The organism is Pseudomonas fluorescens (assembly GCF_005938625.1).
GTDB classification, from domain to species: Bacteria; Pseudomonadota; Gammaproteobacteria; order Pseudomonadales; family Pseudomonadaceae; genus Aquipseudomonas; species Aquipseudomonas fluorescens_BD.
Window position 1 is genome coordinate 60,791 of record NZ_VCNJ01000003.1, and the last position, 24,492, is coordinate 85,282.

Below are 24,492 nucleotides of genomic sequence, written 5' to 3' on the forward strand. Positions count from 1 at the left end.
AGTTTGGGTATAGCTCAAGTCACGCCGTGGCGGGGGCAATGAAGGAAATTCCAGTACGCAGGGCGGCGTTGCGCACGTGTTCCTGCATGGCTTTTTGTGCCGCGCCCGACGCCCGGCGCGCGAGGGCCCGGAGGATCTTGCGGTGTTCCTGCCAGGTTTCCATCGCACGTTCGGCGCGGATGAACGGTAGTTTCTGGCTCTCCAGGAACATTTCGGCGCTGGCGGTGAGGATGCTCAGCATCGCCTGATTGCCGCTGGCCAGAAGGATACGTCGGTGGAATTCGAAGTCCAGTTTCGCTGCGGCCTCAAAGTCGCCGGCCTTCAATTGCTCGCGCATGGCCGCAACGTTGTCTTCCAGTGCATCCAGATCGAACGTGCTGAGCGTCACCGCCGCCAGCCCCGCCGCAAACCCTTCCAATGCATAGCGCAATTGAAAGATATCCAGCGGCGACGCTTGCGCGGCGAACGACCAGCCCGGCGCACTATCGCCCCGCGACAATTCCACCGGCGCCTGCACAAACACACCTTTGCCCGGCTGAATACTGACCACGCCCAGCGCACTCAGCGACGACAACGCCTCACGCAACGACGCCCGGCTGACACCCAGTTGCAACGCCAGATCCCGTTGCGACGGCAAGGCATCACCCGCGCCGAAACCTTGCTCGGTGATCAGTTTACGGATCGCTTGCAGCGCCACTTCGGGTACCGCACGGGAAATCGAATTCATGGTTTTTCAGACGCACCAGGCCAATGTGCGGCTAGTTGTAAAGCTATTCGCCGAGTCCGGCAAGTCGTGCCCCAGCGGGGTTCGACGCGCGGGGCAGATGCGCTATCGCAGTGCGAAAAGCAACCTGACTGTTCAGACCAGTAAGACCGAACAAACCCGCTGAAACTGCGGCCTGCCGGGTCGAAAGCCCTGTATTGGCACGGCCCATGCTCTGTCCGATCGCAGAAATCACTTCCCGCCGATCCGGAGATTGTTCATGACCAAGCGTTACAGCGCCCTCCTCGCCGCCCTGTTTTCTTCTCTGTTGCTCAGTCAGGCCCCTGCTCACGCCGACGGTCTCGACGACGTGGTCAAGCGCGGCACGCTGAAAGTCGCCGTTCCGCAAGACTTCCCGCCATTCGGCTCGGTCGGTCCGGACATGAAACCGCGCGGCCTGGATATCGACACAGCGAAACTGCTGGCCGACCAGCTCAAGGTCAAACTCGAACTGACCCCGGTCAACAGCACCAACCGCATTCCGTTCCTGACCACCGGCAAAGTCGATCTGGTGATTTCCAGCCTCGGCAAAAACCCTGAGCGCGAGAAAGTCATCGACTTCTCCCGCGCCTACGCACCGTTCTACCTCGCCGTGTTCGGCCCGCCAGACGCTGCGATCGCCAGCCTCGACGACCTCAAGGGCAAGACCATCAGCGTCACCCGTGGCGCCATCGAAGACATCGAACTGAGCAAGGTCGCCCCCGAAGGCGTGACCATCAAGCGCTTCGAAGACAACAACTCGACCATTGCCGCTTACCTCGCCGGCCAAGTCGACCTGATCGCCAGCGGCAACGTGGTGATGGTCGCGATCAGCGAAAAGAATCCGAAACGCGTGCCGGCGCTGAAAGTGAAGCTCAAGGATTCGCCGGTCTACGTCGGGGTGAACAAGAACGAAGCGGCGCTGCTGGCCAAGGTCAACGACATCCTGGCCAGCGCCAAGGCTGACGGCGCACTGGAAAAGAATTCGCAGACCTGGCTGAAAGAGCCGCTGCCGGCCGATCTCTGATCGACTGCGCGGGAGACCTTCATGGCTTATCAGTTCGATTTCATGCCGGTGGTGGAAAACACCGACCTGCTGTTGCGCGGGGCGCTGTTCACCCTTGAGCTGACGGCCATCGGTGCGTTGCTCGGGGTCGGCGTCGGGATTGTCGGGGCGCTGGTGCGGGCGTGGAACATCCGCCCGTTCTCGACAATCTTCGGCGTCTACGTCGAGTTGATCCGCAACACGCCGTTTCTGGTGCAGTTGTTTTTCATCTTCTTCGGCCTGCCGTCGCTGGGCGTGCAGATTTCCGAGTGGCAGGCGGCGGTGCTGGCGATGGTAATCAACCTTGGCGCCTATTCGACGGAAATTATCCGCGCGGGCATTCAGGCGATCCCGCGCGGGCAGCTGGAAGCCGCAGCGGCGTTGGCGATGACGCGCTTCGAGGCGTTCCGCCATGTGGTGCTGCTGCCGGCACTGGGCAAGGTCTGGCCGGCCCTGAGCAGCCAGATCATCATCGTCATGCTCGGCTCGGCGGTTTGTTCGCAGATCGCCACCGAAGAGCTGAGCTTCGCTGCCAACTTCATTCAGTCGCGCAACTTCCGCGCTTTTGAAACCTATGCGCTGACCACGCTGATCTATCTGTGCATGGCGCTGCTGATTCGCCAGTTACTGAACTGGATCGGTCGGCGCTACATCAGCAGGAGCCGCGCATGAGCGATTTCACCTTCTGGGACATCCTGCGCAACCTGCTCGTCGGCCTGCAATGGACGCTGGCGTTGTCGCTGGTGGCGTTTATCGGTGGCGGGATCGTCGGGCTGCTGATCCTGATCATGCGCATTTCAAAAAACTCTGTGTCGAGCAGTATCGCCCGCACCTGGATCGAGCTGTTCCAGGGCACGCCGCTGCTGATGCAGCTGTTTCTGGTGTTCTTCGGCGTGGCGCTGGCCGGGATTGAAATCTCGCCGTGGATGGCCGCAGCGATTGCCCTGACCTTGTTCACCAGCGCCTATCTGGCAGAGATCTGGCGCGGCTGCGTCGAATCGATCTCCAATGGCCAGTGGGAAGCCTCGGCGAGTCTGGCGCTGAATCCGCTGGAACAGCTGCGCTACGTGATCCTGCCGCAAGCGTTGCGCATTGCCGTGGCGCCGACCGTGGGTTTCTCGGTGCAAGTGGTCAAAGGCACCGCCGTGACCTCGATCATCGGCTTCACCGAGCTGACCAAGACCGGCGGCATGCTCGCCAACGCCACGTTTGAACCGTTCATGGTCTACGGCCTCGTCGCCCTCGGCTACTTCCTGCTCTGCTACCCCTTGTCCCTCAGTGCGCGCTACCTGGAAAGGAGACTGCATGCCTCTGCTTAGAATTTCCGCCCTGCATAAATACTACGGCGATCACCACGTACTCAAAGGCATCGACCTCAGCGTCGAGGAAGGCCAGGTGGTGGCGATCATCGGCCGCAGCGGCTCGGGCAAATCCACCCTGCTGCGTACGCTTAATGGCCTGGAGTCGATCAACGACGGCGTGATCGAAGTTGACGGCGAATACCTCGACGCTGCTCGCGCTGATTTGCGCAGCTTGCGGCAGAAGGTCGGCATGGTCTTTCAGCAGTTCAACCTGTTCCCGCACCTGACCGTGGGCGAAAACGTCATGCTCGCGCCGCAAGTGGTGCAGAAAGTGCCGAAAGCCAAAGCGGCGGAACTGGCGCGCGAGATGCTCGAGCGGGTCGGTCTGGGCGAGAAATTCGATGCCTTCCCGGATCGGTTGTCCGGTGGCCAGCAGCAGCGCGTGGCGATTGCCCGGGCGCTGGCAATGTCACCCAAAGTGCTGTTGTGCGACGAGATCACCTCGGCGCTCGACCCGGAGCTGGTCAATGAAGTGCTCAGCGTCGTGCGGCAATTAGCCAAGGAAGGTATGACGCTGATCATGGTCACCCATGAAATGCGCTTTGCCCGCGAGGTCGGGGACAAACTGGTGTTCATGCACCATGGCAAAGTGCATGAGGTGGGCGATCCGAAGGTGCTGTTTGCCAATCCGCAGACGGCGGAGCTGGCGAACTTTATTGGCACCGTCGAAGCGACAGCCTGAATCTGCCTTATCCTGATCGTTCCCACGCTCCGCGTGGGAATACAGCCAGGGACGCTCCGCGTCCCAAAAGCGGACGCAGAGCGTCCGGTGAGGCATTCCCACGCAGAGCGTGGGAACGATCAGGTTCGGGGTGCGCGCTCCGGCGGTTTGAACCATGCGCGTTGGCGCCAGCGTTTGATCGTGGCACGATGTCGAGGTTATCGACCGAGACCCCCTGACCATGCCGCAATCCCAAGCCAAGAATCTGTCCCTGATCGCCGCAATCGACCTGGGCTCGAACAGCTTTCACATGGTCGTGGCCAAGGCCCAGAACGGCGAAATCCGCATTCTCGAGCGCCTCGGCGAGAAGGTTCAACTGGCTGCCGGCATCGACGATGAGCGCAAGCTCAACGAAGAATCGATGCAGCGCGGCCTCGATTGCCTCAAGCGTTTTGCCCAACTGATCAACGGTATGCCACTGGGCGCCGTGCGCATCGTCGGCACCAACGCCCTGCGTGAAGCGCGCAACCGCCTCGAATTCATTCACCGCGCCGAAGAAATCCTTGGCCATCCGGTGGAAGTCATCTCCGGCCGTGAAGAGGCGCGCCTGATCTATCTGGGCGTGTCGCACACCCTCGCCGACACCCCGGGCAAACGTCTGGTCGCTGACATCGGCGGCGGCAGTACCGAATTCATCATCGGCCAGCGCTTCGAGCCGCTGCTGCGCGAAAGCCTGCAAATGGGCTGCGTCAGCTTCACCCAGCGCTACTTCAAGGACGGCAAGATCACTCCGGCCCGCTACGCCCAGGCGTACACGGCGGCGCGGCTGGAGATCATGAGCATCGAACACGCCCTGCACCGCCTGACCTGGGATGAAGCCATCGGCTCCTCGGGCACCATCCGCGCCATCGGCCTGGCACTGAAGGCCGGCGGCCATGGCACCGGCGAAGTGAACGCCGAAGGCCTGGCGTGGCTCAAGCGTCGACTGTTCAAGCTTGGCGACGTCGACAAGATCGACTTCGAAGGCATCAAGCCTGATCGCCGGACAATCTTCCCGGCGGGCCTGGCGATTCTCGAAGCGATTTTCGACGCCCTCGAACTGCAACGCATGGATCACTGCGACGGCGCGCTGCGTGAAGGCGTGCTCTACGACCTGCTCGGTCGTCATCATCACGAAGACGTGCGCGAGCGCACCCTGACCTCGCTGATGGAGCGCTATCACGTCGATCTGGAACAGGCCGCGCGAGTTGAACGCAAAGCCTTGCACGCGTTCGATCAGGTCGCGGTGGACTGGGAGCTGGATGACGGCATCTGGCGCGAACTCCTCGGTTGGGCGGCGAAAGTGCACGAAGTCGGCCTTGATATTGCGCACTATCACTATCACAAACACGGCGCCTATCTGATCGAGCACTCGGACCTTGCCGGCTTTTCCCGCGAAGACCAGCAGATGCTCGCGTTGCTGGTGCGTGGCCATCGCCGCAATATTCCGAAAGACAAGTTTGCCGATTTCGGTGACGACGGTGACAAGCTGATCCGCCTGTGCGTGCTGCTGCGCTTTGCGATCCTGTTCCACCACATTCGTGGCACGCAAACGATGCCGCAGGTGGTATTGCACGCCAAGGGCAACACCCTGGATGTAGAATTCCCGGAGAACTGGCTGGATGAGAATCAGCTGACTCAGGCAGATTTCGGGCTTGAGGCGGATTGGCTGACGCGGGTGGGCATTGTCCTCACCGTCCACTGAGTCTCGATTGGGCATAAAAAAGGCGATCCTTCTGGATCGCCTTTTTTATTGGGTGTTCGGCTGGGATTTAGTGGTGTGCGTGAGATCGATGCCCCTCACCCCAGCCCTCTCCCGAGGGAGAGGGGGCCGATCTTCGTGCTTTTCAAATCTGAGTTCGACTCGATATGCCAGGTCGGTGTATAGCGTAAGCACACCCCGGTCAGTCCCCTCTCCCTCTGGGAGAGGGCTAGGGTGAGGGGCTCTTGCCTTTGACCTTAGCTGCTCACCGGCAAAATCGGGCTACCCAACCGCTCCAACAACGTCGCCTGCGCACTCCTCGGGTTCTGGTTCCCGGTCGGAGTATTGCGGATGTACCGACCATCCGACTGCAAACTCCAGCTATGGGTATTGTCAGTCAAATACAGCTCCAGCTCTTTCTTCACCCGGGTCAGCAGCTTCTTGCCTTCGACCGGGAAGCAAGTCTCGACGCGCTTGTCGAGGTTGCGCTCCATCCAGTCGGCGCTGGAGAGAAACATCTGCTCATCGCCGCCATTGAGGAAGTAGAACACGCGAGTGTGCTCAAGGAAGCGGCCAATGATCGAGCGCACATGGATGTTGTGCGAAACCCCAGCAATCCCCGGACGCAGACAGCACATGCCGCGTACCACCAGATCGATGCGCACGCCGGACTGGCTGGCCTTGTACAGCGCGCGGATGATCTTCGGATCGGTCAGCGAGTTGAACTTGGCGATGATGTGCGCCGGTTTGCCTTCGACGGCGAACTGGGTTTCGCGGGCAATCATGTCGAGCATGCCCTTCTTCAGGGTGAACGGCGCATGCAGCAACTTCTTCATGCGCAGGGTTTTACCCATGCCGATCAACTGGCTGAACAGTTTGCCGACGTCTTCGCACAAGGCGTCGTCGGAAGTCAGCAGGCTGTAGTCGGTGTAAAGCTTGGCGTTGCCGGCGTGATAGTTACCGGTGCCGAGGTGCGCGTAGCGGACGATCTCGCCAGCTTCGCGACGCAGGATCAGCATCATCTTGGCGTGGGTCTTGAAGCCGACCACGCCGTAGATCACCACCGCACCGGCCGCTTGCAGACGGCTGGCCAGTTGCAGGTTGGATTCTTCGTCGAAGCGCGCCCGCAGCTCGATGACCGCCGTGACTTCCTTGCCGTTACGCGCGGCATCGACCAGCGCATCGACGATCTCGGAGTTGGCGCCCGAGCGGTACAGGGTCTGGCGTACAGCGAGCACGTGCGGATCTTTCGCGGCTTGGCGCAGCAGGTCGACCACCGGGGTGAACGACTCGAACGGGTGCAGCAGCAAGATGTCCTGCTTGCTGACCACGCTGAAAATGTTTTCGCTGTTCTGCAGCAGTTTCGGGATCTGCGGGGTGAACGGCGTGTATTGCAGCTCTGGATGACTGTCCAGACCGGTGATGCTGAACAACCGCGTCAGGTTGACCGGACCGTTGACCTGATACAGCTCGCTCTCGCTCAGGTTGAACTGCTTGAGCAGGTAGTCCGAGAGGTGTTTCGGGCAAGTGTCAGCCACTTCCAGACGCACCGCATCACCGTAACGACGCGAGAACAACTCGCCACGCAGGGCGCGGGCCAGGTCTTCGACGTCTTCGGAGTCGAGCGCCAGGTCGGCGTTTCGGGTCAGACGGAACTGGTAGCAGCCTTTAACCTTCATGCCCTGGAACAGGTCATCGGCGTGGGCGTGGATCATCGACGACAGGAACACATAGTTGTCGCCCGGGCCGCCGACTTCTTCCGGCACCTTGATGATCCGTGGCAGCAAGCGCGGCGCCGGGATGATTGCCAGACCGGAGTCGCGACCGAAGGCGTCGATGCCTTCCAGCTCGACGATGAAGTTCAGGCTCTTGTTCACCAGCAACGGGAACGGGTGAGTCGGGTCGAGGCCGATCGGGGTGATGATCGGCGCGATCTCGTCGCGGAAGTAGCGGCGCACCCAGGTTTTCAGCTTGACCGTCCAGTTGCGGCGACGGATGAAGCGCACTTGGTGCTTTTCCAGCTCCGGCAACAGAATATCGTTGAGGATCGCGTACTGACGGTCAACGTGACCGTGCACCAGCTCGCTGATCCGCGCCAGTGCTTGATGCGGTTGCAGACCATCGGCACCGGCCTGCTCACGGGCGAAGGTGATCTGCTTCTTCAGGCCGGCGACACGGATTTCGAAGAATTCGTCGAGGTTGCTGGAGAAGATCAGCAGGAACTTCAAGCGTTCCAGCAACGGATAGGACTCGTCCAGCGCCTGTTCCAGCACGCGGATGTTGAATTGCAGTTGCGAGAGCTCGCGGTGGATGTACAGGCTGCTGTCATCCAGGCCCGGAATGGCGATCGCTGGCACCGCCGCCGCAGGTTCTGCCGCCGGTGCGGGTGGCGCAGGCTCCAGTTCCGGCGGGGTCTCGGTGATTTGCTCGACCACCGGTTGAGCTTCTTTTACTGCAACTTCCGTGAGTCCTTCGGTATTCATTGAATGTTCCTGGGAGGGCTATTTCTGCTCTCGTAACAATTGAGCGGCGCGGACAGCAAAGTAAGTCAGGATGCCATCAGCGCCGGCACGTTTAAAGGCGGTCAGTGATTCAAGAATCACCGCCTCGCTCAACCAGCCATTCTGGATCGCCGCCATGTGCATGGCGTACTCGCCGCTAACCTGATAGACGAAGGTCGGCACTTTGAAGGCATCTTTTACCCGGAAAAGAATGTCCAGGTAGGGCATGCCCGGTTTGACCATGACCATGTCCGCGCCTTCAGACAAGTCCGCACCGACTTCGTGCAGCGCTTCGTCGCTGTTGGCCGGGTCCATCTGATAAGAGGCCTTGTTAGCCTTGCCGAGGTTCGAGGCTGAACCCACAGCATCGCGGAACGGCCCGTAATAGGCGCTGGCGTACTTGGCCGAGTAAGCCATGATCCGCACGTTGACGTGACCGGCGATTTCCAGCGCTTCGCGGATCGCCTGAATACGCCCGTCCATCATGTCCGAAGGCGCAACCACCTGCGCACCGGCTTCGGCATGGGACAGGGCTTGGCGGACCAGTGCATCGACGGTGACGTCATTCTGCACGTAGCCTTCTTCGTCGAGAATGCCGTCCTGGCCGTGGGTGGTGAACGGATCCAGCGCCACGTCGGTGATCACCCCCAGTTCCGGAAAACGCTCACGCAGCGCGCGGGTGGCGCGCTGGGCGATGCCTTGAGGATTCCAGGCTTCGGCAGCATCAAGGGATTTCAATTCAGGTGGAGTGACCGGGAACAACGCCAGCGCCGGAATCCCCAGCTCTACCCACTTCGCCGCTTCTTCAAGCAGCAAATCGATAGTCAGCCGCTCTACCCCGGGCATCGAGGCCACGGCTTCGCGGCGGTTTTCACCGTCGAGCACGAAAACCGGCAGGATCAGGTCATCGACCGTCAGCACATTTTCCCGCACCAGCCGACGCGAAAAATCATCACGACGATTGCGGCGCAGGCGCGTGGCGGGGAACAGACGGTTGGCAGGGGTAAAGCTCACGGCGGACTCCTGAGCCCGCGCAAACGGGCGAGCGTGACAGTTATAGACGGCCATTATGACGAACAGATGACAGTTGTGTGAGACCCGCGACATGTAGCCGCATTCCATTCTCAGTGTAGGAATTGTTCACGTCGAGACACATTTGGACACTTTCATGAATGTGTCCGAAGGGTTAGGCTGCGCGTTCATTTCGCCAGCACCCAGACAATGCTCCAACAATTTCTGCATGACTTTGGCTACTTTGCCTTGTTTCTCGGCACGTTCTTCGAAGGCGAAACCATCCTGGTGCTCGCGGGCTTCCTCGCGTTCCGTGGATACATGGACATCAACCTGGTGGTGGTCGTGGCGTTCTTCGGCAGCTATGCCGGCGATCAGCTGTGGTACTTCCTCGGGCGCAAGCACGGGCGCAAGTTACTCGCGCGCAAACCACGCTGGCAGATGATGGGCGACCGCGCGCTGGAGCATATTCGTAAGCATCCGGACATCTGGGTGCTGAGTTTCCGTTTCGTCTACGGTCTGCGCACGGTGATGCCGGTGGCGATCGGCCTGTCGGGTTATCCGCCGGGACGTTATCTGCTGCTTAACGGCATTGGCGCTGCGATCTGGGCTACCGCGCTGGCTGCTGCGGCTTACCACTTCGGTGCGGTGCTGGAAGGCATGCTCGGCAGCATCAAGAAGTACGAGTTGTGGGTATTGGGCGCGTTGCTGGTGCTCGGCGTTGGTCTGTGGCTGCGCCGCCGCTTCAAGAATGCGCGATTGGCCAGGCAGGTTTACGCCGACGAGCAAGCCGCGAAAGCTGCACTGCTGAATCAAGCCGAAGAGGCCAGGCCTGCCGAACCGAAGACGCCAGCCGAGTAACTCATTGGCGACTTGCTACAGCCCGCCGGCACTGAGCGGGCTGGCCGCCCCTCTCAGTCAGATACGTCACTTTTATCCTCGTTGCTCTGGCGCATTCAAGTTCGCCAGCGGCGTTCTCACGCCAAGAATCTCCCGCTCGTTACGCAGCAGGCAACCCCAAAGAATGAACACCCCGCCGTTGTTGCGATCCATGTAGAAAGCGTTCCATGCAAGTGCCGCCACCACTTGAGCCTATGGCAACGCACGACAATTTAGTGGACATTTAGCGCCATGAATCTGGAGAGAAACCCATGAGCAAAAAAGTTGCAGTGATCCTGTCCGGCAGTGGCGTGTACGACGGCGCCGAAATCCACGAAAGCGTCATCACCCTGCTGCGCCTCGACCAACGCGGCGCCCAGGTGCAGTGCTTTGCCCCGAACATTACGCAATTGCACGTAATCAATCACTTGACCGGCGAAGAAATGCCCGAGACGCGCAACGTGCTGGTGGAATCGGCGCGCATTGCCCGCGGCAACATCAAGGACATCCGCGAGGCCGATGTCGACGACTTCGATGCGCTTATCGTGCCGGGTGGTTTCGGAGCGGCGAAGAACCTCTCGAACTTTGCCGTTGAAGGCGCTGGCTGCACTGTTCAGCCTGAGGTGCTGGCCTTGGCCGAGGCGTTTGCCGAAGCGGGCAAACCGGTCGGCCTGATGTGCATCTCGCCGGCATTGGCCGCGAAGATCTACGGCCCGGGCGTGACCTGCACCATCGGCAACGACGCCGACACGGCCACAGCGATGAACAAGATGGGCGCAACCCACGAAGAATGTGCAGTGACGGAAATCATTGAAGACAAGGCGCGCAAACTGGTGACGACCCCGGCTTACATGCTGGCGCAGAATATCAGCGAGGCGGCTTCGGGGATCAACAAGCTCGTGGATCGCGTCCTCGAACTGACCCACGAAAACGACGCCTGATCCCCAACTGCGTACAAAACCAAAGGTGGGAGCGCGCTTGCTCGCGAAAGCGGTGTGTCATTCAACACAGCGTTGCCTGATCTGGCGCCTTCGCGAGCAAGCTCGCTCCCACAGGTTTTGTGTACCGCTCAAGACTGGCGCGATAGTCGGGTCAGGATCCGGTCCAGCGCATTGGCAAACGCCTGTTTCTCGCGATCACCAAATGGCGCAGGGCCGCCGCTCATCTGGCCCTGCTCACGCAGATCGGTGAACAGGTTGCGCACGGCCAGGCGCTCACCCATGTTCTGCGCATCAAACTCCTTGCCGCGCGGATCCAGCGCCGCCACGCCCTTCTTCACCAAGCGATCGGCCAACGGAATATCGCTGCAAATCACCAGTTCACCCGGAACCGCGTGCTCGACCAGATAATCGTCCGCCGCATCCGGACCGCTCGGCACCACGATCAGTTTGACGATGGCCAGCCCCGGCTTGATCTGCGGCTGCCCGGCCACCAGCACCACTTCGAACTGGCGCTTGAGTGCAAACTTCACCACCATATCCTTCGCCGCCCGTGGGCAGGCGTCGGCATCGATCCATACACGCATTTTCTTTACCTCTAGAAGCAAAAGATCGCAGCCTTCGGCAACTCCTACAGAGTGCGCGTAGCGCCGCAATATTGCGACATGCTACGCCCCTGCAGGAGCTGCCGAAGGCTGCGATCTTTTAAGGGAGCACTCAATCAAGCAGCCGAAACCCGCCGCCTCTCCGCCACCCAACTACGCCCGTACAACACCACAATCGCCAGAATCGCCACCGCCTGCGCCGTCAACGAATACGCATCGGCATGAATTCCCAGCCAGTCGAATTCAAAGAACGCCACCGGCCGAGTGCCGAAGATCCCGGCTTCCTGCAACGCCTTCACGCCATGTCCGGCAAACACCACCGACAACGCGCACAACAGCGCCGCGTTGATGCTGAAGAACAGCGTCAGCGGCAGTTTCGCCGAACCGCGCAGGATCACCCACGCCAGCCCCACCAACAGCACCAGTGCGGTCGCGCCGCCGGCGAGCACCGCGTCATGCCCGGCCGGTCCGGCCTGCAACCACAAGGTTTCATAGAACAGGATCACTTCGAACAACTCGCGGTACACCGAGAAGAACGCCAGAATCGCGAAGCCGAAACGTCCGCCACCACCGACCAGACTGCTCTTGATGTAATCCTGCCAGGCGGCTGCGTGACGACGGTCATGCATCCACACGCCGAGCCACAAGACCATGACGCTGGCAAACAGCGCTGTAGCGCCTTCGAGCAGTTCACGCTGCGAACCGCTGACGTCGATCACATACGCCGCCAGCGCCCAGGTGCCGAGACCGGCCAGCAGCGCCAGACCCCAACCGACGTTGACGCTGCGCACCGCCGATTGCTGACCGGTGTTGCGCAGGAAGGCAAGAATCGCCGCCAGCACCAGAATCGCTTCCAGACCTTCACGCAACAGAATCAGCAGGCCGGAAATGTAACTCAGCGACCAGCTCAAACCGTCACTGCCGAGCAACCCGGCAGATTCCTTCAACTTGGCCTTGGCCGCGTCCAGCCGCTGCTCGGCCTGCTCGACCGGCAAGCCGTCCTGCAACGATTGCCGGTATGCCATCAGGGATTTTTCGGTGTCCTTGCGCACGTTGGCGTCGACGTTATCCAGTGAGCTCTCGACCAGCTCGAAGCCTTCCAGATACGCCGCTACCGACAGGTCGTAAGCCTGATCGTGTTCACCGGCACGGTACGCGGCAAGGCTCTTGTCCAGCGTTGCGGCGGTGTAGTCGAGCAACTGCGCCGGGCCACGCTTGACCTGCGGCGGCTGCGCGCGCTGCGCACGAAACGTCGCTGCGGCTTGCGGGCCATCGGCAGCCTGCACTTCGGCCGGGGTCTGACGCGCCAGATCGGCGATGTTGTAAGTCTTCTCGGCTTTGGCCGCCGTCGGATCGGCGCTGAAGCCGGCGATGTAAGTCGCCAGATCCCAACGCTGGCGATCATCAAGCTGATCGGCAAACGCCGGCATGTCGGTGCCTTCGACGCCTTGGCCGAGGGTGTTGTAGATCGCATACAGACTCAAGTGATCCAACCGCGCCGCATCACGCAAATTGGCCGGCGGCGGGGTCATGCCGAGTCCCGCCGGGCCGTCACCGGCGCCGCTGTCGCCGTGGCACACCGAGCAGTTCTGCGCATAGAGCGGAGCACCCCGGGTGGGATCGGGGGTGATGATCGGCGCCTGGCTGACTTCATAGGCCACGGCCAGTTGCGCACCCAGTTGCCGCGCCTGACGGGCCACTTCGGCGCCGTCCTGTTTCGCGCTGATCGCCGCGTGCAGGGCTTCAACGCCCTGCTCCAGCGCAGCCTTTTCCGACTTGGCCGGCATACCGGCGATCAAGCCTTGCAGCGCCCGAGTGAACTCCAGTTGCTCGCGATATTCGGCGTCATCGACAACCTTGCCCGCCGCTACCGTCGGCGGGTAGTCGGCGCTGATGTAGTCGAGCAGGTGCAGCGCTTGCGGTGCGCCTTCCACGGTATCGGCCAGCAGATTGAAGCTGCTCAAGGCAAACAACGGGAACACCAGCCAGGCCAGAATTCGGGACGAGGCAGTCATGAAGAATTCTCAGGAGAAATACGGAGTTACATATTGTTCACTCCGCGGACTTTTCTCTCAAGCTTTGTCGGTGTTTCGCTTTGATCAGGCGGATATGCCCGGCAGACGAACACCGCAAAATCGCAGAGGATTGCCTCAGGGACAGGGTCTTTGATCGGCGCACGTCGGCCCCCAACCTGACTCGCAGCCACTGGCCAGCATCCGTCACTATACTGCGCGCGCCTTCAACATTCCGGCTCAAGGAACCACACCGTTTATGCGGATCATCCCGTTGTTCGTCCTGCTCGCCACTGCTCTTTCACTGAACGGTTGCGCGGCTTACCGCAATTACGATCAGGAAATGCAGCAAACCACCGACGAGATGACCAAGGGCAACCTCACCGGTGCACTGGCACTGGTCGAGATGCACAACCCGTGGGAAGACAAGGATCTGCTGTATTACCTGGAAACAGGCGCCATCCTCAGCGCTGGCAGCGCTCTGCCCGAAAGTCAGCAAGCTTGGCGCAGTGCTGACCGGATGATCTTCCAGCGCGAAGAGGCCAACCCTTCCGGCGCCATGAAGCTGCTGGCTCGGTTCGGCAATGAAATGGGCACCATGCTCGTCAACGACAAGCTGCTGCATTACGAAGGCTATGACTACGAGAAGGTCATGCTGACCACGCAAATGGCCCTCAACCAGTTATCCGTCAACGATTTCGCTGGCGCCCGCGCCGATATCAAGAAAACCCATGAACGCGAAGCCCTGATTGCCCGCCAGCGTGAAGTGCAATACGAAGAGGCGGAAGCACAGGCCAAGACCCAGGGCATCACCCTGCGTTACAAAGACCTGCAAGGTTATCCGGTGGCCATACTCGATGCGCCACAAGTGCTCGAACTGAAGAATGGCTATCAAAGTGCGTTCAGCCACTATCTGGCCGGGTTCACTTATGAAGCCTTGGGTGAGCGTGACCTCGCGGCGCCCGGTTATCGCCAAGCCATCGAACTGCGCCCGGACATGCCATTTCTGCAGAACGCTTTGCGTAACCTTGACAAGCCTGCAGCCAAAGCCGATGAAAGCGACGTTCTGATTATTGTGCAAAGCGGGCTGGCACCGGCTCGCAGTTCGGTGCAAGTGCCGATTCCGGTGCACCTGAACGAAAACCTGGTCATTGTCGCGCCAATATCCTTTCCGGTGATGATTCCGGACGCCGTCACCCCGACCTTCAGTTACTTGAGCATTGATGGCCGTAAACAGCCACTGACAGTCATCAACAGCGTGACCGACATGGCCATGCGAACACTGCGCGATGACATGCCGCAAATCATCTCGCGCGCCATGTTCCGCGCCAATATGGCCGCGATCGGCCAGGCACAGGAAAACGAGCGCAACCCGGCCAAGGCTTCATTAGTGGTGACAAAGCAGGATCCTCTCGAGGAGGCTGACACACGCACCTGGCGCGCCTTGCCCGACAAGACACAGGTCACCCGTGTGCGCCTGAAAAAGGGCCTGCACAAGATCGACGTGCCCTTCTACCCACCGGGCCATCCCCTGACCTTACGCGTCGATCAGGCTCATCAAATACTCAATCTGCGCGTGTTCCGGGATCAGACCTACTACGTGGGGTCGGCCTTTGTCGCTCCTGCGACGCCTTTACCAGAGAAAGTAACCCGTTCGAAACAAGTAATGGCACCTAACTAACCAGTGCAATTAAAAAGCTATTACATAGCCATCACCGCCTGCTTATAATGCCGCGCCCGCGTTATTACGACCGGGCATTAAAGCTCCTCAGGTTATGAGGAATTGGCAGGAGGCCAACGCCACTGTCGATGGGTCACACCAGCCCGACCAGCACACGCGGCTGTACTACTCCAGGGAAGAAGTACCCCCATGGCATTCCGCGCCCCCACTCTGATCGCGCTCAGCGCCGTTACTCTGCTGTCCGGCTGTTCGGCGTTTCGCAACTACGACTCGGAACTGGCACAGACCAACCAGCAACTGGCCACCGGCAACGTCGACGCCGCGCTGACCCTGCTGGAAAAGAACAACACCGGTCCAGACAAAGACCTGCTCTATTACTTCGAGAAAGGTGAATTGCTGCGCGCCAAGGGCGACCTCTCTGGCAGCCAGAATGCCTGGACCAGCGCCGATGTAGTGGTGGGTCAGTGGGAAGATTCGGTCAAGCTCGACACCGGTAAGTACCTGGCTCAGTTCGGCAGCTTCATCGTCAATGACAAAGTGCGTCGCTACGAAGGCTACGACTACGAAAAGGTCATGCTGACCACGCAGATGGCCCTGAACCTGCTGGCGGTCAATGACTTTGACGGCGCACGTACTGCGATCAAGAAAACTCACGAACGTGAAGCAGTGATCGCCGACCTGCGCGACAAGGAATACCTCAAGAGCGAGGAAGAAGCCGAGAAAGAAGGCATCAAGACTCAGTACAAGGATCTGCAAGGGTATCCGGTCGCCAGTCTCGACGCGCCGGAAGTGGTTGGCCTGAAAAACAGCTACCAGAGTGCGTTCAGCCATTACCTGTCCGGCTTCGTTTATGAAGCGCTGGGCGAGAAAGGCCTGGCTGCACCGGGCTACCGCAAGGCCGCCGAGCTGCGTCCGAACACGCCGTTGCTGGAGCAGGCACTGGTCAACCTCGACAAGCCGAGCAAGTCCGACGACAGCGACATCCTGATCGTGGTGCAAAGCGGTCTGGCGCCGGCCCGCGATTCGATCCGCGTGCCGTTGCCATTGCCGATCTCCAACAACGTAGTGATCACGCCGCTGTCGTTCCCGATCATCAAACCGGACACGTCCACTGCGCCGTTCGCACAGATCGGTGTCGATGGTCAGCAAGTCGATCTGACCGCGCTCAACAGCACCACCGCCATGTCCCGCCGTGCACTGCGTGACGACATGCCGGGGATCATCCTGCGCACCACTGTGCGGGCGATCACCAAAGGCGTGGCGCAGAAGAAGATCAACGAAACCAACCCACTGGCCGGTCTGGCCGTCGGTATTTCTTCAGCTGTGCTCGAAGGTGCCGATACCCGTACGTGGCGTACCCTGCCGGACAACACCCAAGTGGTGCGTCTGCGCCTGAAAAAGGGTGAACATCAGGTCAGTCTGCCGAGCGCCGTCGGCGGTTCGGTGGTCAAGGTCACTGTCGATCAGCGTTATCAGGTGATCACCCTGCGTGCCGTGGGCAACCAGGTCTTCGCCGGTGGCCTCGCCGCACACGTCATCCCGAGCGCCAGCGCGACCAACGTCGCCAGCCTCAAACAACCTTAAGAACGGAGTCTTTGCATGCGCTTCAAACTCATCGCCGTCGCCGCCCTCGCCTTGCTGGCGAGCGGCTGCGCCACCCCGCCACCGCCAGAGCCGGGCAGCGCCGCGAGCAAAGTCGTGGCCATGGGTCCGCAGAAACACATCGTCGTCGGCGCCATGCGCGTCGCCCGCGAAAACGGCTTCATGACGGTCAATGTGCAGTTGAGCAACACCCTCAACAGCAACAAGCTTTTCTACTACCGCTTCGCCTGGCTCGGCGCGGAAGGCTTCCCGATTGCCGAAGAAGAAGTGTGGAAAAGCCAAATGATGTACGGCGCCCAGACCAGCTTCATTCAAGGCATCGCACCGACCCCGAAAGCCGTGGACTTCCGTCTGGAAATCAAGACGCCGTAAGCCTGTCACCCTATTCCTGTTTTAGAGAGCATTCCCATGTTTGCACGCTTTTCCTGCATCGCCGTTATCGCCCTGCTGGCCTCCGGTTGCGCCAACACTTCGCCAACCCTGGGCAGCAAGAACATCAGCTACGGCGACACCAAAGCGGTTGAAACCGTGACCAACGAATTCGGGTCGACCGACCTGCAAATGATCGCCGAATCGATGACCCGCTCGCTGGCCCAGTCCGGCATTCTGCAGGGTCGTCCGGTGGTTCAGGTCTACGACGTGAAGAACAAGACCAGCGAATACATCGACACCCGCGAAATCACCACCAGCATCAAGACTCAGCTGATGAAGACCGGTGTTGCGCGTTTCGCCAGCGACAACAATGCCATGCAAAGCCAGGTTGACCAGCTCAAGCTGCAAAACCAGAGCGGCCTGTACAAGAAGAGCACCGTGGCCAAGACCGGCAACATGGTTGCCGCCAAGTACCGCATCGAAGGTTCGATCAGTTCGATCGTCAAGCGCAGCAGCGATTACAAGGACGTCTTCTACAAATTCAGCCTGCAACTGATCGACGTTGAAAGCGGTCTGGCCGAGTGGATGGACGAAAAAGAGATCCGCAAAACCACGGAGCGTTAATTGATGCGCGCATGGATTGGCATGATGGCCCTGGCTTGCGCGTTCAGCGTGCAAGCGGCCCCGAAAGTCGCGGTAACGGATCTGGCGTATCAGGAACGTGTGGAGCAATACATCCACATCGTTTCCGCTCAGAGCAATCATCGCGAGGGTTACTACAGCTCCAGCGGCTCGTCGAGCTACAACGAGATCGAAGCGAGCACCAGCTACATCGAGCAAGGCGAGTTGCGCAAATTCACCGGCGACATCAAGGGTGAAATCCTGCGTACCGGCATGTTCCAGCTGGTGCAGGGCACGCCGTACACCGCGTCGTCCAAGGGTGACGTCTACGATGTGATCAAGCGCATCAAGGCCGGCAACTTCAAAGGCGCCGACTATGTGCTGTTTGGTACGGTGTCGGACATCGACTTCACTCAGGACGTCAACGAGCTGGCGAACACCGACAGCTATTCGGCGGTACTGGGCCTGACGTTGGTGGCGGACTTCAGCCTGATCAACACCAAGACCTTCGAAATCACGTCGGCCTTCACGGCGATGGGCGAAGCGCAGGACACCAAACTGGTGAACCATCGCGACATCAAGATCTCGCTGAACCGCCCACGGGTGGTGCGTGACGTGTCCAAGGCCTTGGGTGAAGACGTGGCCGGGCAACTGAGCATGCAGCTCGGTGGTGGCGGTTACGAACAGCCGCGTGAGGCGCCGCAGCGCAACAACCTGCCGCGTGATACTGCGCCGGTGATCCTGCGCTGATGACTGGCCCCTGATCGTTCCCCTGCTCCGCGTGGGAATGCATCCCGGGACGCTCTGCGTCCCAGCCACAAAAAAGGCGACCTGCAAAGGTCGCCTTTTTTGTGCCCGCGATGTTTATGCCGCCGCTTTGCGCAACGTTGCCATAAACGCCGCCGCGCCGATGAACAGCCCGGCAAACGTGCGGTTCATGCGTTTCTGCTGCTGCGGTGTGCGCAACAGGCGCAGCACCTTCGACGCCAGACCGGTGTAACCGGCCATGACGATCAGGTCGACGCAGATCATCGTCACACCGATCACCACATACTGAATCAGCAACGGTGCATGCGGGTTGATGAACTGCGGCAGCACCGCGAGCATGAAGACCAGAGCCTTGGGGTTGCTGATGTTCACCAGAAAGCCACGGAACACCAGCGCCAGCGGTTTGCCGATCGGCCGTACCGCGGCGTCATCGCTCATGTCCATGGGCAGCGCACGCCATTGCTTGATGGCCAGATACACGAGGTAAGCCACGCCAAACCATTTGATCGCGTGGAAGGCCGTCGCCGAAGCAGTCAGGATCGCGCCAACACCGGCGCCGACAATGGCGATCTGCACGGCCAAACCGATTTGCAGGCCTAGGGCGTTCCAGTAACCGCGCCAGAACCCGTATTGCAGACCGCTGGACATCGACGCAATGGCGCCAGCACCCGGGGACAGACTGATCACCCAGCAGGCGGCAAAAAACGCCAGCCATGTTTGAAGCTCCATCGCACACCTCGACTCATGCCGTAACAAGTTGTCAAAGCTAATGCGGTTTGGGGCTAAAAGCAAAAGATCGCAGCCTTCGGCAGCTCCTACATGAGAATGCGATCCCTGTAGGAGCTGCCGAAGGCTGCGATCTTTTGATCTTGCTCGAAACCTTACTTCTCGAAACCGCTCGACGGAAACACATCCGTCCCGCGCCAACGCCGCACCGAACGCTGGAAGAACAAGCTGTTCGGCACCTGCACCATCGCGCTGCCAGTCCCCAACTCTTCCGCCTCGATCAACGTGGTGTAAAGCAGATTGATCGCCACCACCCGGCCCTTCACACCCGGCTTGTCGGTGGTGTCGACCAACTCAACGATATCGCCCAGGCGAAACGGCCCTACCGTGAAGATCAGAATCGCGCAGAGCAAATTCGACAGCACGCTCCACATCGCAAAGAACGCGACCGCCGCCACCGCGACGAACCCCGACAGCGCAGTCCACAACACCGTGGCCGATACACCAAGGCGTTCCAGCACAAAGATCAGCGCACTGCCCATGATCAACCAGCGCAACACACCGCGCAGCGGCATCAGCAATTGCGGCGGAAACGGATAACGCTCACCCAACCGGGTCAGGCCTTTGGCAACGAAACGTTGGGTAAGGTAGCCGGCCAGCAGGATCAGCAGAATCTGCACCGCAAACCAGATCGGCTCGATCCACTCCGCCGGCAGCGGCAACTTGAACGCTTCCATCAGGACAGCGCCTCCAGCTCCGCCTGCATGCTTTCCAGCGTCTCGAGGGCTTCCATCCACGCCTCTTCCAGCTCGCCTTCGCGAACCTTCAGCTTGGCCTGCTCGGCCAGCAGATCACGCAATTCGTTCTTGCGCGCCGGCTCGTAGATGTCGCTGTCGCCGAGGCTGGCATCGACCTTGGCCAGCTTCTCGTGGAGCTTGCCGAGTTCGGCTTCGAGCTTGTCGGCTTCACGCTTGTGCGGCGCCAGTTGCTGACGCAACGCAGCCGCCGCCTGACGCTGAGCCTTCTTGTCGGTCTTGTCCGGGTTCACCGGGGTGTTGCTGACCGGCGCGTTGCGCTGACGGTATTCCACCAGCCAGCGCGCGTAGTCTTCGAGGTCGCCATCGAACTCTTCGACCTTGCCGTCAGCGACCAGGTAGAAGTTATCGGTGGTGCTCTTGAGCAAGTGCCGATCGTGAGATACCACCAACACCGCGCCGCTGAATTCCTGCAGCGCCATGGTCAGCGCCAGGCGCATTTCCAGGTCAAGGTGGTTGGTCGGTTCGTCGAGCAGCAACAGGTTCGGGCGTTCCCAGGCGATCAACGCCAGGGCCAGACGCGCCTTCTCGCCACCGGAGAAATTCAGCACCGGCTCATCAATGCGTGCACCGCGGAAGTCGAAACCACCGAGGAAGTCGCGCAGGGTCTGCTCGCGTTCGGTCGGTGCCAGACGCTGCATGTGCAGCAACGGACTGGCCTTGGAGTCCAGCGAGTCGAGCTGATGCTGAGCGAAGTAACCGACCACGGTGTTCTCGCCACGGGTCAGGCGTCCGCCGAGCGGTGACAGCTCGCCGGCGAGGTTCTTGATCAGCGTCGATTTACCCGCGCCGTTCGGGCCAAGCAGGCCGATCCGCGCACCCGGGGTCAGTTGCAGCTTGACCTTCTCCAGGATGGTTTTGTCGCCGTAACCCAAGCTGGCATCGGACAGGTCAATCAGCGGGCTGGAGATCTTGCTCGACTCGCGGAAGACGAAATCGAACGGCGAGTCGACGTGGGCCGCCGACAGCTCTTCCATCCGCTCCAGCGCCTTGATCCGGCTCTGCGCCTGACGGGCCTTGGTCGCTTGCGCCTTGAAGCGGGCGATGTAGCTTTCCATGTGCGCACGTTGCGCCTGCTGCTTCTCGTAGGCCTGTTGTTGCTGGGCCAGACGCTCGGCACGGGCGCGCTCGAATGCGCTATAGCCGCCGCGATACAGGGTGATTTTGCGCTGATCGACATGCGCGACGTGATCGACGACTTCGTCGAGGAAATCGCGGTCGTGGGAAATCAGCAGCAAGGTGCCCGGGTAGCTTTTCAGCCACTCTTCGAGCCAGATGATTGCGTCGAGATCCAAGTGGTTGGTCGGTTCGTCGAGCAACAACAGGTCCGACGGACACATCAATGCCTGCGCCAGATTCAGACGCATCCTCCAGCCACCGGAGAAATCTCCTACCTGGCGATCCATCTGCTCGTTGGTGAAGCCGAGACCGGCGAGCAATTTGCGCGCCCGCGCATCGGCGGTATAGCCGTCGGCGCTGTCGAGTTCGGCATGCAGACGGGCCTGAGCAGCACCGTCGTGCGCTGCTTCGGCGGCGGCGAGGTCACGTTGCACCTCGCGTAGACGCAAGTCACCATCGAGCACATAGTCGACAGCAAGACGCTCAAGCGTCTCGATTTCCTGGCGCATGTGGGCGATGCGCCAGTCAGCCGGCAGGAAGCAGTCACCCGAGTCCGGATGCAGTTCGCCCCGAATCAAGGCGAACAGGCTCGATTTGCCGGCGCCGTTGGCACCGATGAGGCCGGCTTTGTGGCCGGCGTGCAGAGTCAGCTCGGCGTCTTCTAGCAGACGTTGCGGGCCACGCTGTAAAGTCAGGTTCTGAAGTCGGATCATAATGGCGGCGGAGTCTACCAGCTTCGCTCACAACTGGCGCGAGTAGCACGATGTCCTCTGACCTGTGGAGCTTTTCCCTTGCCACCTACGCCCGACCGGGCGTGGAAGATGCCTGCCTGCAACTGCAAACGGCGGGCGCGAACGTGTGCCTGCTGTTGTGCGGTTTATGGCTGGAGCAGCGCGCAGTGGCCTGCGATGAACTACGCGTTCGCCAGCTTCAGGCGCTGACCGAACCGTGGGATATCGACGTGGTGCAGCCACTGCGAACACTGCGTATGCAGTGGAAAGCACGGGCAGTTGACGATGCGGTGTTGAAAGGCATGCGCGAGCAGATCAAATCACTTGAGCTAGAAGCTGAGCGAGCGTTGCTGTCACGGCTTGAGGGGGTGGCGCAGGAGTGGCTGCGAAACGACGCAGGTTCAATCACCTGGCTTGAAGAATTGGCCGGCACGGCGGCCGGACCGAACCGCGACGCGCTGCAAGTGCTGCGCGTCGCGGCAACCGGCACTTAGGAAGCGCTGGTCGGGTTGTTGCTGACGCTCGACGTAGCGGCTGGCGATGGCGCAGTCGAAGGGGTCGAGGTAGTAGCGGCTGGTGCTGCGGCGGCTGACGTGGCCGGAGTGGCTGGCGCAGCAGGCTTGGCAGCTGGAGCGGTAGCCGGTTTGGCGGCAGCTGGTTTGGCAGCGGCTGGCTTTTTCACGGCGGGTTTTGCAGCTGGCTTGGCGGCCGGTTTGGCAGCTGCAGGCTTGGCAGCAGTAGTCGCAGGTTTAGCAGCGGCGGCCGGTTTCGCGGCTGGCTTGGCTGCCGGTTTGGCGGCGGCCTTAACGGCTGGTTTTGCGGCTGGTTTTGCAGCAGCGGGTTTAGCGGCAGTCTTGGCTGCTGGTTTGGCAGCAGCGGTTTTGGCAGCAGGTTTTACTGCTGGTTTCGCCACCGCTTTGGCAGCAGGTTTAGCGGCCGGTTTTGCAGCTGCGGTTTTAGCCGGAGCAGCTTTGGCAGCGGCTGGTTTTGCAGCCGGCTTTGCAGCGGCAGTACGTGCAGCTGGCTTGGCAGCAGCTGGCTTGGCAGCGGTGGTTTTCGCCGCTGGTTTTGCAGCGCTCGCCGCCGGTTTTTTCACCGCTGGTTTTGCAGCGGTTTTAGCAGCCGGTTTGGCCGCCGCTTTCACTGGCGCTTTTGCAGCAGGCCTGGCGGCAGTTTTTGCAGCGGGTTTTGCCGCTGCAGTTTTCGCCGCAGGTTTGGCGGCTGCTTTCTTCGCTGGTGCCGCTGCCGGTTTGGTTGCGCGGGTGGACAATACTTTACCCACGGCTTCTTGAACGCGACCAACACCCTGAGCCAGTTTCAGACTTTCCTGGGCATCGCGCTTGAGTTGCAGAATGTAGCTGCGGGTATCGGACTGACGTTCCTTCAAGGCATCGAGCAGGTCTTCCAGTTCTTTCACTGCGCCCTTGGCTTTGGTTTGTGCCTTGGCTTTGCCGGCAGCAGCTGCGTCCTGCAATTTGGTGCGGGACTTGTGCAGTTTTTCTTGCGCCTTGCCGCGTTGCTTTTCCAGTTTGGCGAGCAGTTTTTCAGCATCAGCCAAAGCTTGCGAGCAAGCGTTTTCCAGATGCTCGAGCAAGCTGCCCGAGAGTTGTTGGAGTAAGTGCAACGGAGTATTTACAGGCTTCTTGGTGGCCGACATGGTTTACCTCCTGGCTGACGTGAGTGCGGCTCATACTAGACCTCTGCAGTTACCGCCGCTAGGGCATCTTGACAGTATCGATTGCGTTGCGTTGCACCGAATCGAAAATGTTCTGCGCGAAGGCAAAAGCAGTTCACCGTTGCAGACGTTCGCGCTGGCATAATCCACCGCATCTCAGGACGGAGTGTGCCCATGTCGCGCTACTTTTTTTTATCCCTCTGGATGATTTTTTCGGCCGCTCATGCGGACGAAAAAACCACCGCGAACGATGCTCACGATCTGGCCTACAGCCTCGGTGCCAGCCTCGGTGAACGGCTGCGTCAGGAAGTCCCGCAATTGCAGATTCAGGCGCTGGTCGACGGCTTGCAACAAGCCTATCAAGGCAAGCCGCTGGCACTGAGCGAAGCACGCATCGAACAGATTCTGGCTGATCATGAAGCGCAAAATGCCGAGCACTCAGCACAGCCTTCAAGTGATGCGGCGATGGAAAACGAGCAACGTTTTCTGACCGCTGAAAAAGCCAAACCGGGTGTGAAAGAACTGGCCGACGGCATCCTGCTCACCGAGCTGACACCTGGCAATGGCACAAAAGCCGGGCCTGACGGAAAAGTCCAGGTGCTGTATGTCGGTCGGCTGCCGGACGGCACAGTGTTCGATCAGAACACTCAGCCACAATGGTTCAATCTCGACAGCGTAATTGCCGGCTGGCGCACCGCACTGCAGAACATGCCGGTAGGTGCAAAATGGCGACTGGTGATCCCATCGGATCAGGCCTATGGCGCCGACGGTGCCGGCGACTTGATTGCCCCCTTTACACCGCTGGTATTTGAAGTGGAGTTGCGCGGCGCGACCAGTTAAACAGGCAATAAAAAACGGTGCGCTTGGGGCGCACCGTTTTTTTGAT

The 24,492-nt window shown here is 60.3% G+C and carries 23 protein-coding genes; 14 read left to right on the plus strand and 9 right to left on the minus strand.

Annotated features, from left to right (window positions below):
* Positions 1 to 19: 19 nt before the first annotated feature.
* Positions 20 to 727: a FadR/GntR family transcriptional regulator gene (locus tag FGA82_RS02175; protein WP_141125882.1), complete on the minus strand. Its 708-nt coding sequence runs from the start codon at positions 725 to 727 to the stop codon at positions 20 to 22.
* A 256-nt stretch (positions 728 to 983) separates the two neighbouring features.
* On the opposite strand from FGA82_RS02175, the gene FGA82_RS02180 reads away from it, so the two are divergent.
* From FGA82_RS02180 to ppx, 5 genes are all read left to right on the plus strand, one after another.
* The gene (locus tag FGA82_RS02180; protein WP_141125883.1) at positions 984 to 1,769 is read left to right on the plus strand and encodes a transporter substrate-binding domain-containing protein; all 786 of its coding nucleotides are present in this window, start codon (positions 984 to 986) and stop codon (positions 1,767 to 1,769) included.
* Positions 1,770 to 1,790: 21 nt separating this feature from the next.
* Entirely contained in the window at positions 1,791 to 2,459 is a 669-nt protein-coding gene (locus FGA82_RS02185) for an amino acid ABC transporter permease (RefSeq protein WP_077574989.1), read from the plus strand.
* A complete protein-coding gene (locus FGA82_RS02190) occupies positions 2,456 to 3,106 on the plus strand; it encodes an amino acid ABC transporter permease (protein ID WP_007911158.1) in 651 nt (216 codons plus the stop codon). The genes FGA82_RS02185 and FGA82_RS02190 overlap by 4 nt, the downstream gene beginning before the upstream one ends.
* A complete protein-coding gene (locus FGA82_RS02195) occupies positions 3,093 to 3,830 on the plus strand; it encodes an amino acid ABC transporter ATP-binding protein (protein WP_007911148.1) in 738 nt (245 codons plus the stop codon). The genes FGA82_RS02190 and FGA82_RS02195 overlap by 14 nt, the downstream gene beginning before the upstream one ends.
* Before the next feature lie 220 nt (positions 3,831 to 4,050).
* Entirely contained in the window at positions 4,051 to 5,553 is a 1,503-nt protein-coding gene (ppx, locus tag FGA82_RS02200; protein WP_008081406.1) for an exopolyphosphatase, read from the plus strand.
* Positions 5,554 to 5,807: 254 nt separating this feature from the next.
* Here the strand turns inward: ppx and ppk1 are convergent, their stop codons facing one another.
* Together ppk1 and hemB are read right to left on the minus strand one after the other, a co-directional pair.
* Entirely contained in the window at positions 5,808 to 8,033 is a 2,226-nt protein-coding gene (gene ppk1, locus FGA82_RS02205; RefSeq protein WP_016985903.1) for a polyphosphate kinase 1, read from the minus strand.
* An 18-nt stretch (positions 8,034 to 8,051) separates the two neighbouring features.
* Positions 8,052 to 9,065 (minus strand): porphobilinogen synthase, encoded by a 1,014-nt coding sequence (gene hemB, locus FGA82_RS02210; RefSeq protein ID WP_141125884.1) that lies wholly within the window; start codon positions 9,063 to 9,065, stop codon positions 8,052 to 8,054.
* A 207-nt stretch (positions 9,066 to 9,272) separates the two neighbouring features.
* Between hemB and FGA82_RS02215 the strand changes: the two genes are divergently transcribed.
* Both FGA82_RS02215 and elbB read left to right on the plus strand, forming a co-directional pair.
* Positions 9,273 to 9,923, plus strand: coding sequence for a DedA family protein (locus FGA82_RS02215; protein ID WP_141125885.1), 651 nt, complete (start codon positions 9,273 to 9,275; stop codon positions 9,921 to 9,923).
* Between the two features lie 290 nt (positions 9,924 to 10,213).
* A complete protein-coding gene (gene elbB / locus FGA82_RS02220; RefSeq protein WP_141125886.1) occupies positions 10,214 to 10,882 on the plus strand; it encodes an isoprenoid biosynthesis glyoxalase ElbB in 669 nt (222 codons plus the stop codon).
* Between the two features lie 128 nt (positions 10,883 to 11,010).
* Here elbB and FGA82_RS02225 read toward each other — a convergent pair whose 3' ends face one another.
* Positions 11,011 to 11,466: a YaiI/YqxD family protein gene (locus tag FGA82_RS02225; RefSeq protein ID WP_141125887.1), complete on the minus strand. Its 456-nt coding sequence runs from the start codon at positions 11,464 to 11,466 to the stop codon at positions 11,011 to 11,013.
* A gap of 134 nt (positions 11,467 to 11,600) precedes the next feature.
* Entirely contained in the window at positions 11,601 to 13,499 is a 1,899-nt protein-coding gene (locus tag FGA82_RS02230) for an FTR1 family protein (protein ID WP_141125888.1), read from the minus strand.
* A gap of 256 nt (positions 13,500 to 13,755) precedes the next feature.
* Between FGA82_RS02230 and FGA82_RS02235 the strand changes: the two genes are divergently transcribed.
* From FGA82_RS02235 to FGA82_RS02255, 5 genes are all read left to right on the plus strand, one after another.
* Complete coding sequence (locus tag FGA82_RS02235) at positions 13,756 to 15,177, plus strand: COG3014 family protein (RefSeq protein WP_141125889.1); 1,422 nt, start codon at positions 13,756 to 13,758, stop codon at positions 15,175 to 15,177.
* Positions 15,178 to 15,366: 189 nt separating this feature from the next.
* Positions 15,367 to 16,761, plus strand: coding sequence for a COG3014 family protein (locus tag FGA82_RS02240; protein WP_141125890.1), 1,395 nt, complete (start codon positions 15,367 to 15,369; stop codon positions 16,759 to 16,761).
* Between the two features lie 15 nt (positions 16,762 to 16,776).
* Positions 16,777 to 17,151, plus strand: a complete 375-nt coding sequence (locus FGA82_RS02245) for a YcfL family protein (protein ID WP_141125891.1) — start codon at positions 16,777 to 16,779, stop codon at positions 17,149 to 17,151.
* Between the two features lie 36 nt (positions 17,152 to 17,187).
* On the plus strand, positions 17,188 to 17,775 hold the full coding sequence (gene lpoB / locus FGA82_RS02250) for a penicillin-binding protein activator LpoB (RefSeq protein WP_016772610.1): 588 nt from the start codon (positions 17,188 to 17,190) through the stop codon (positions 17,773 to 17,775).
* A 3-nt stretch (positions 17,776 to 17,778) separates the two neighbouring features.
* On the plus strand, positions 17,779 to 18,522 hold the full coding sequence (locus FGA82_RS02255; protein ID WP_038359108.1) for a hypothetical protein: 744 nt from the start codon (positions 17,779 to 17,781) through the stop codon (positions 18,520 to 18,522).
* 114 nt (positions 18,523 to 18,636) lie between these two features.
* On the opposite strand, the gene rhtB is transcribed toward FGA82_RS02255, so the two are convergent.
* The 3 genes from rhtB to FGA82_RS02270 all read right to left on the minus strand — a co-directional run bounded on the left by rhtB (position 18,637) and on the right by FGA82_RS02270 (position 21,913).
* The gene (gene rhtB, locus FGA82_RS02260; RefSeq protein WP_077574998.1) at positions 18,637 to 19,269 is read right to left on the minus strand and encodes a homoserine/homoserine lactone efflux protein; all 633 of its coding nucleotides are present in this window, start codon (positions 19,267 to 19,269) and stop codon (positions 18,637 to 18,639) included.
* A 152-nt stretch (positions 19,270 to 19,421) separates the two neighbouring features.
* Positions 19,422 to 20,003, minus strand: a complete 582-nt coding sequence (locus FGA82_RS02265) for a mechanosensitive ion channel family protein (protein ID WP_064116380.1) — start codon at positions 20,001 to 20,003, stop codon at positions 19,422 to 19,424.
* Positions 20,003 to 21,913: an ATP-binding cassette domain-containing protein gene (locus FGA82_RS02270; RefSeq protein ID WP_141125892.1), complete on the minus strand. Its 1,911-nt coding sequence runs from the start codon at positions 21,911 to 21,913 to the stop codon at positions 20,003 to 20,005. Before FGA82_RS02270 ends, FGA82_RS02265 begins: the two co-directional genes overlap by 1 nt.
* A 50-nt stretch (positions 21,914 to 21,963) precedes the next feature.
* On the opposite strand from FGA82_RS02270, the gene FGA82_RS02275 reads away from it, so the two are divergent.
* Complete coding sequence (locus FGA82_RS02275) at positions 21,964 to 22,425, plus strand: TIGR02444 family protein (protein WP_141125893.1); 462 nt, start codon at positions 21,964 to 21,966, stop codon at positions 22,423 to 22,425.
* On the opposite strand, the gene FGA82_RS02280 is transcribed toward FGA82_RS02275, so the two are convergent.
* Positions 22,422 to 23,588 (minus strand): AlgP family protein, encoded by a 1,167-nt coding sequence (locus FGA82_RS02280; protein WP_141125894.1) that lies wholly within the window; start codon positions 23,586 to 23,588, stop codon positions 22,422 to 22,424. The genes FGA82_RS02275 and FGA82_RS02280 overlap by 4 nt on opposite strands.
* 192 nt (positions 23,589 to 23,780) lie before the next feature.
* Here FGA82_RS02280 and FGA82_RS02285 point away from each other — a divergent pair, with 192 nt between their 5' ends.
* Positions 23,781 to 24,446 carry an FKBP-type peptidyl-prolyl cis-trans isomerase gene (locus FGA82_RS02285; RefSeq protein ID WP_134175989.1) on the plus strand — a complete coding sequence of 222 codons (666 nt, stop codon included), beginning with the start codon at positions 23,781 to 23,783 and terminating at the stop codon, positions 24,444 to 24,446.
* The last annotated feature ends 46 nt before the right edge of the window (positions 24,447 to 24,492 follow it).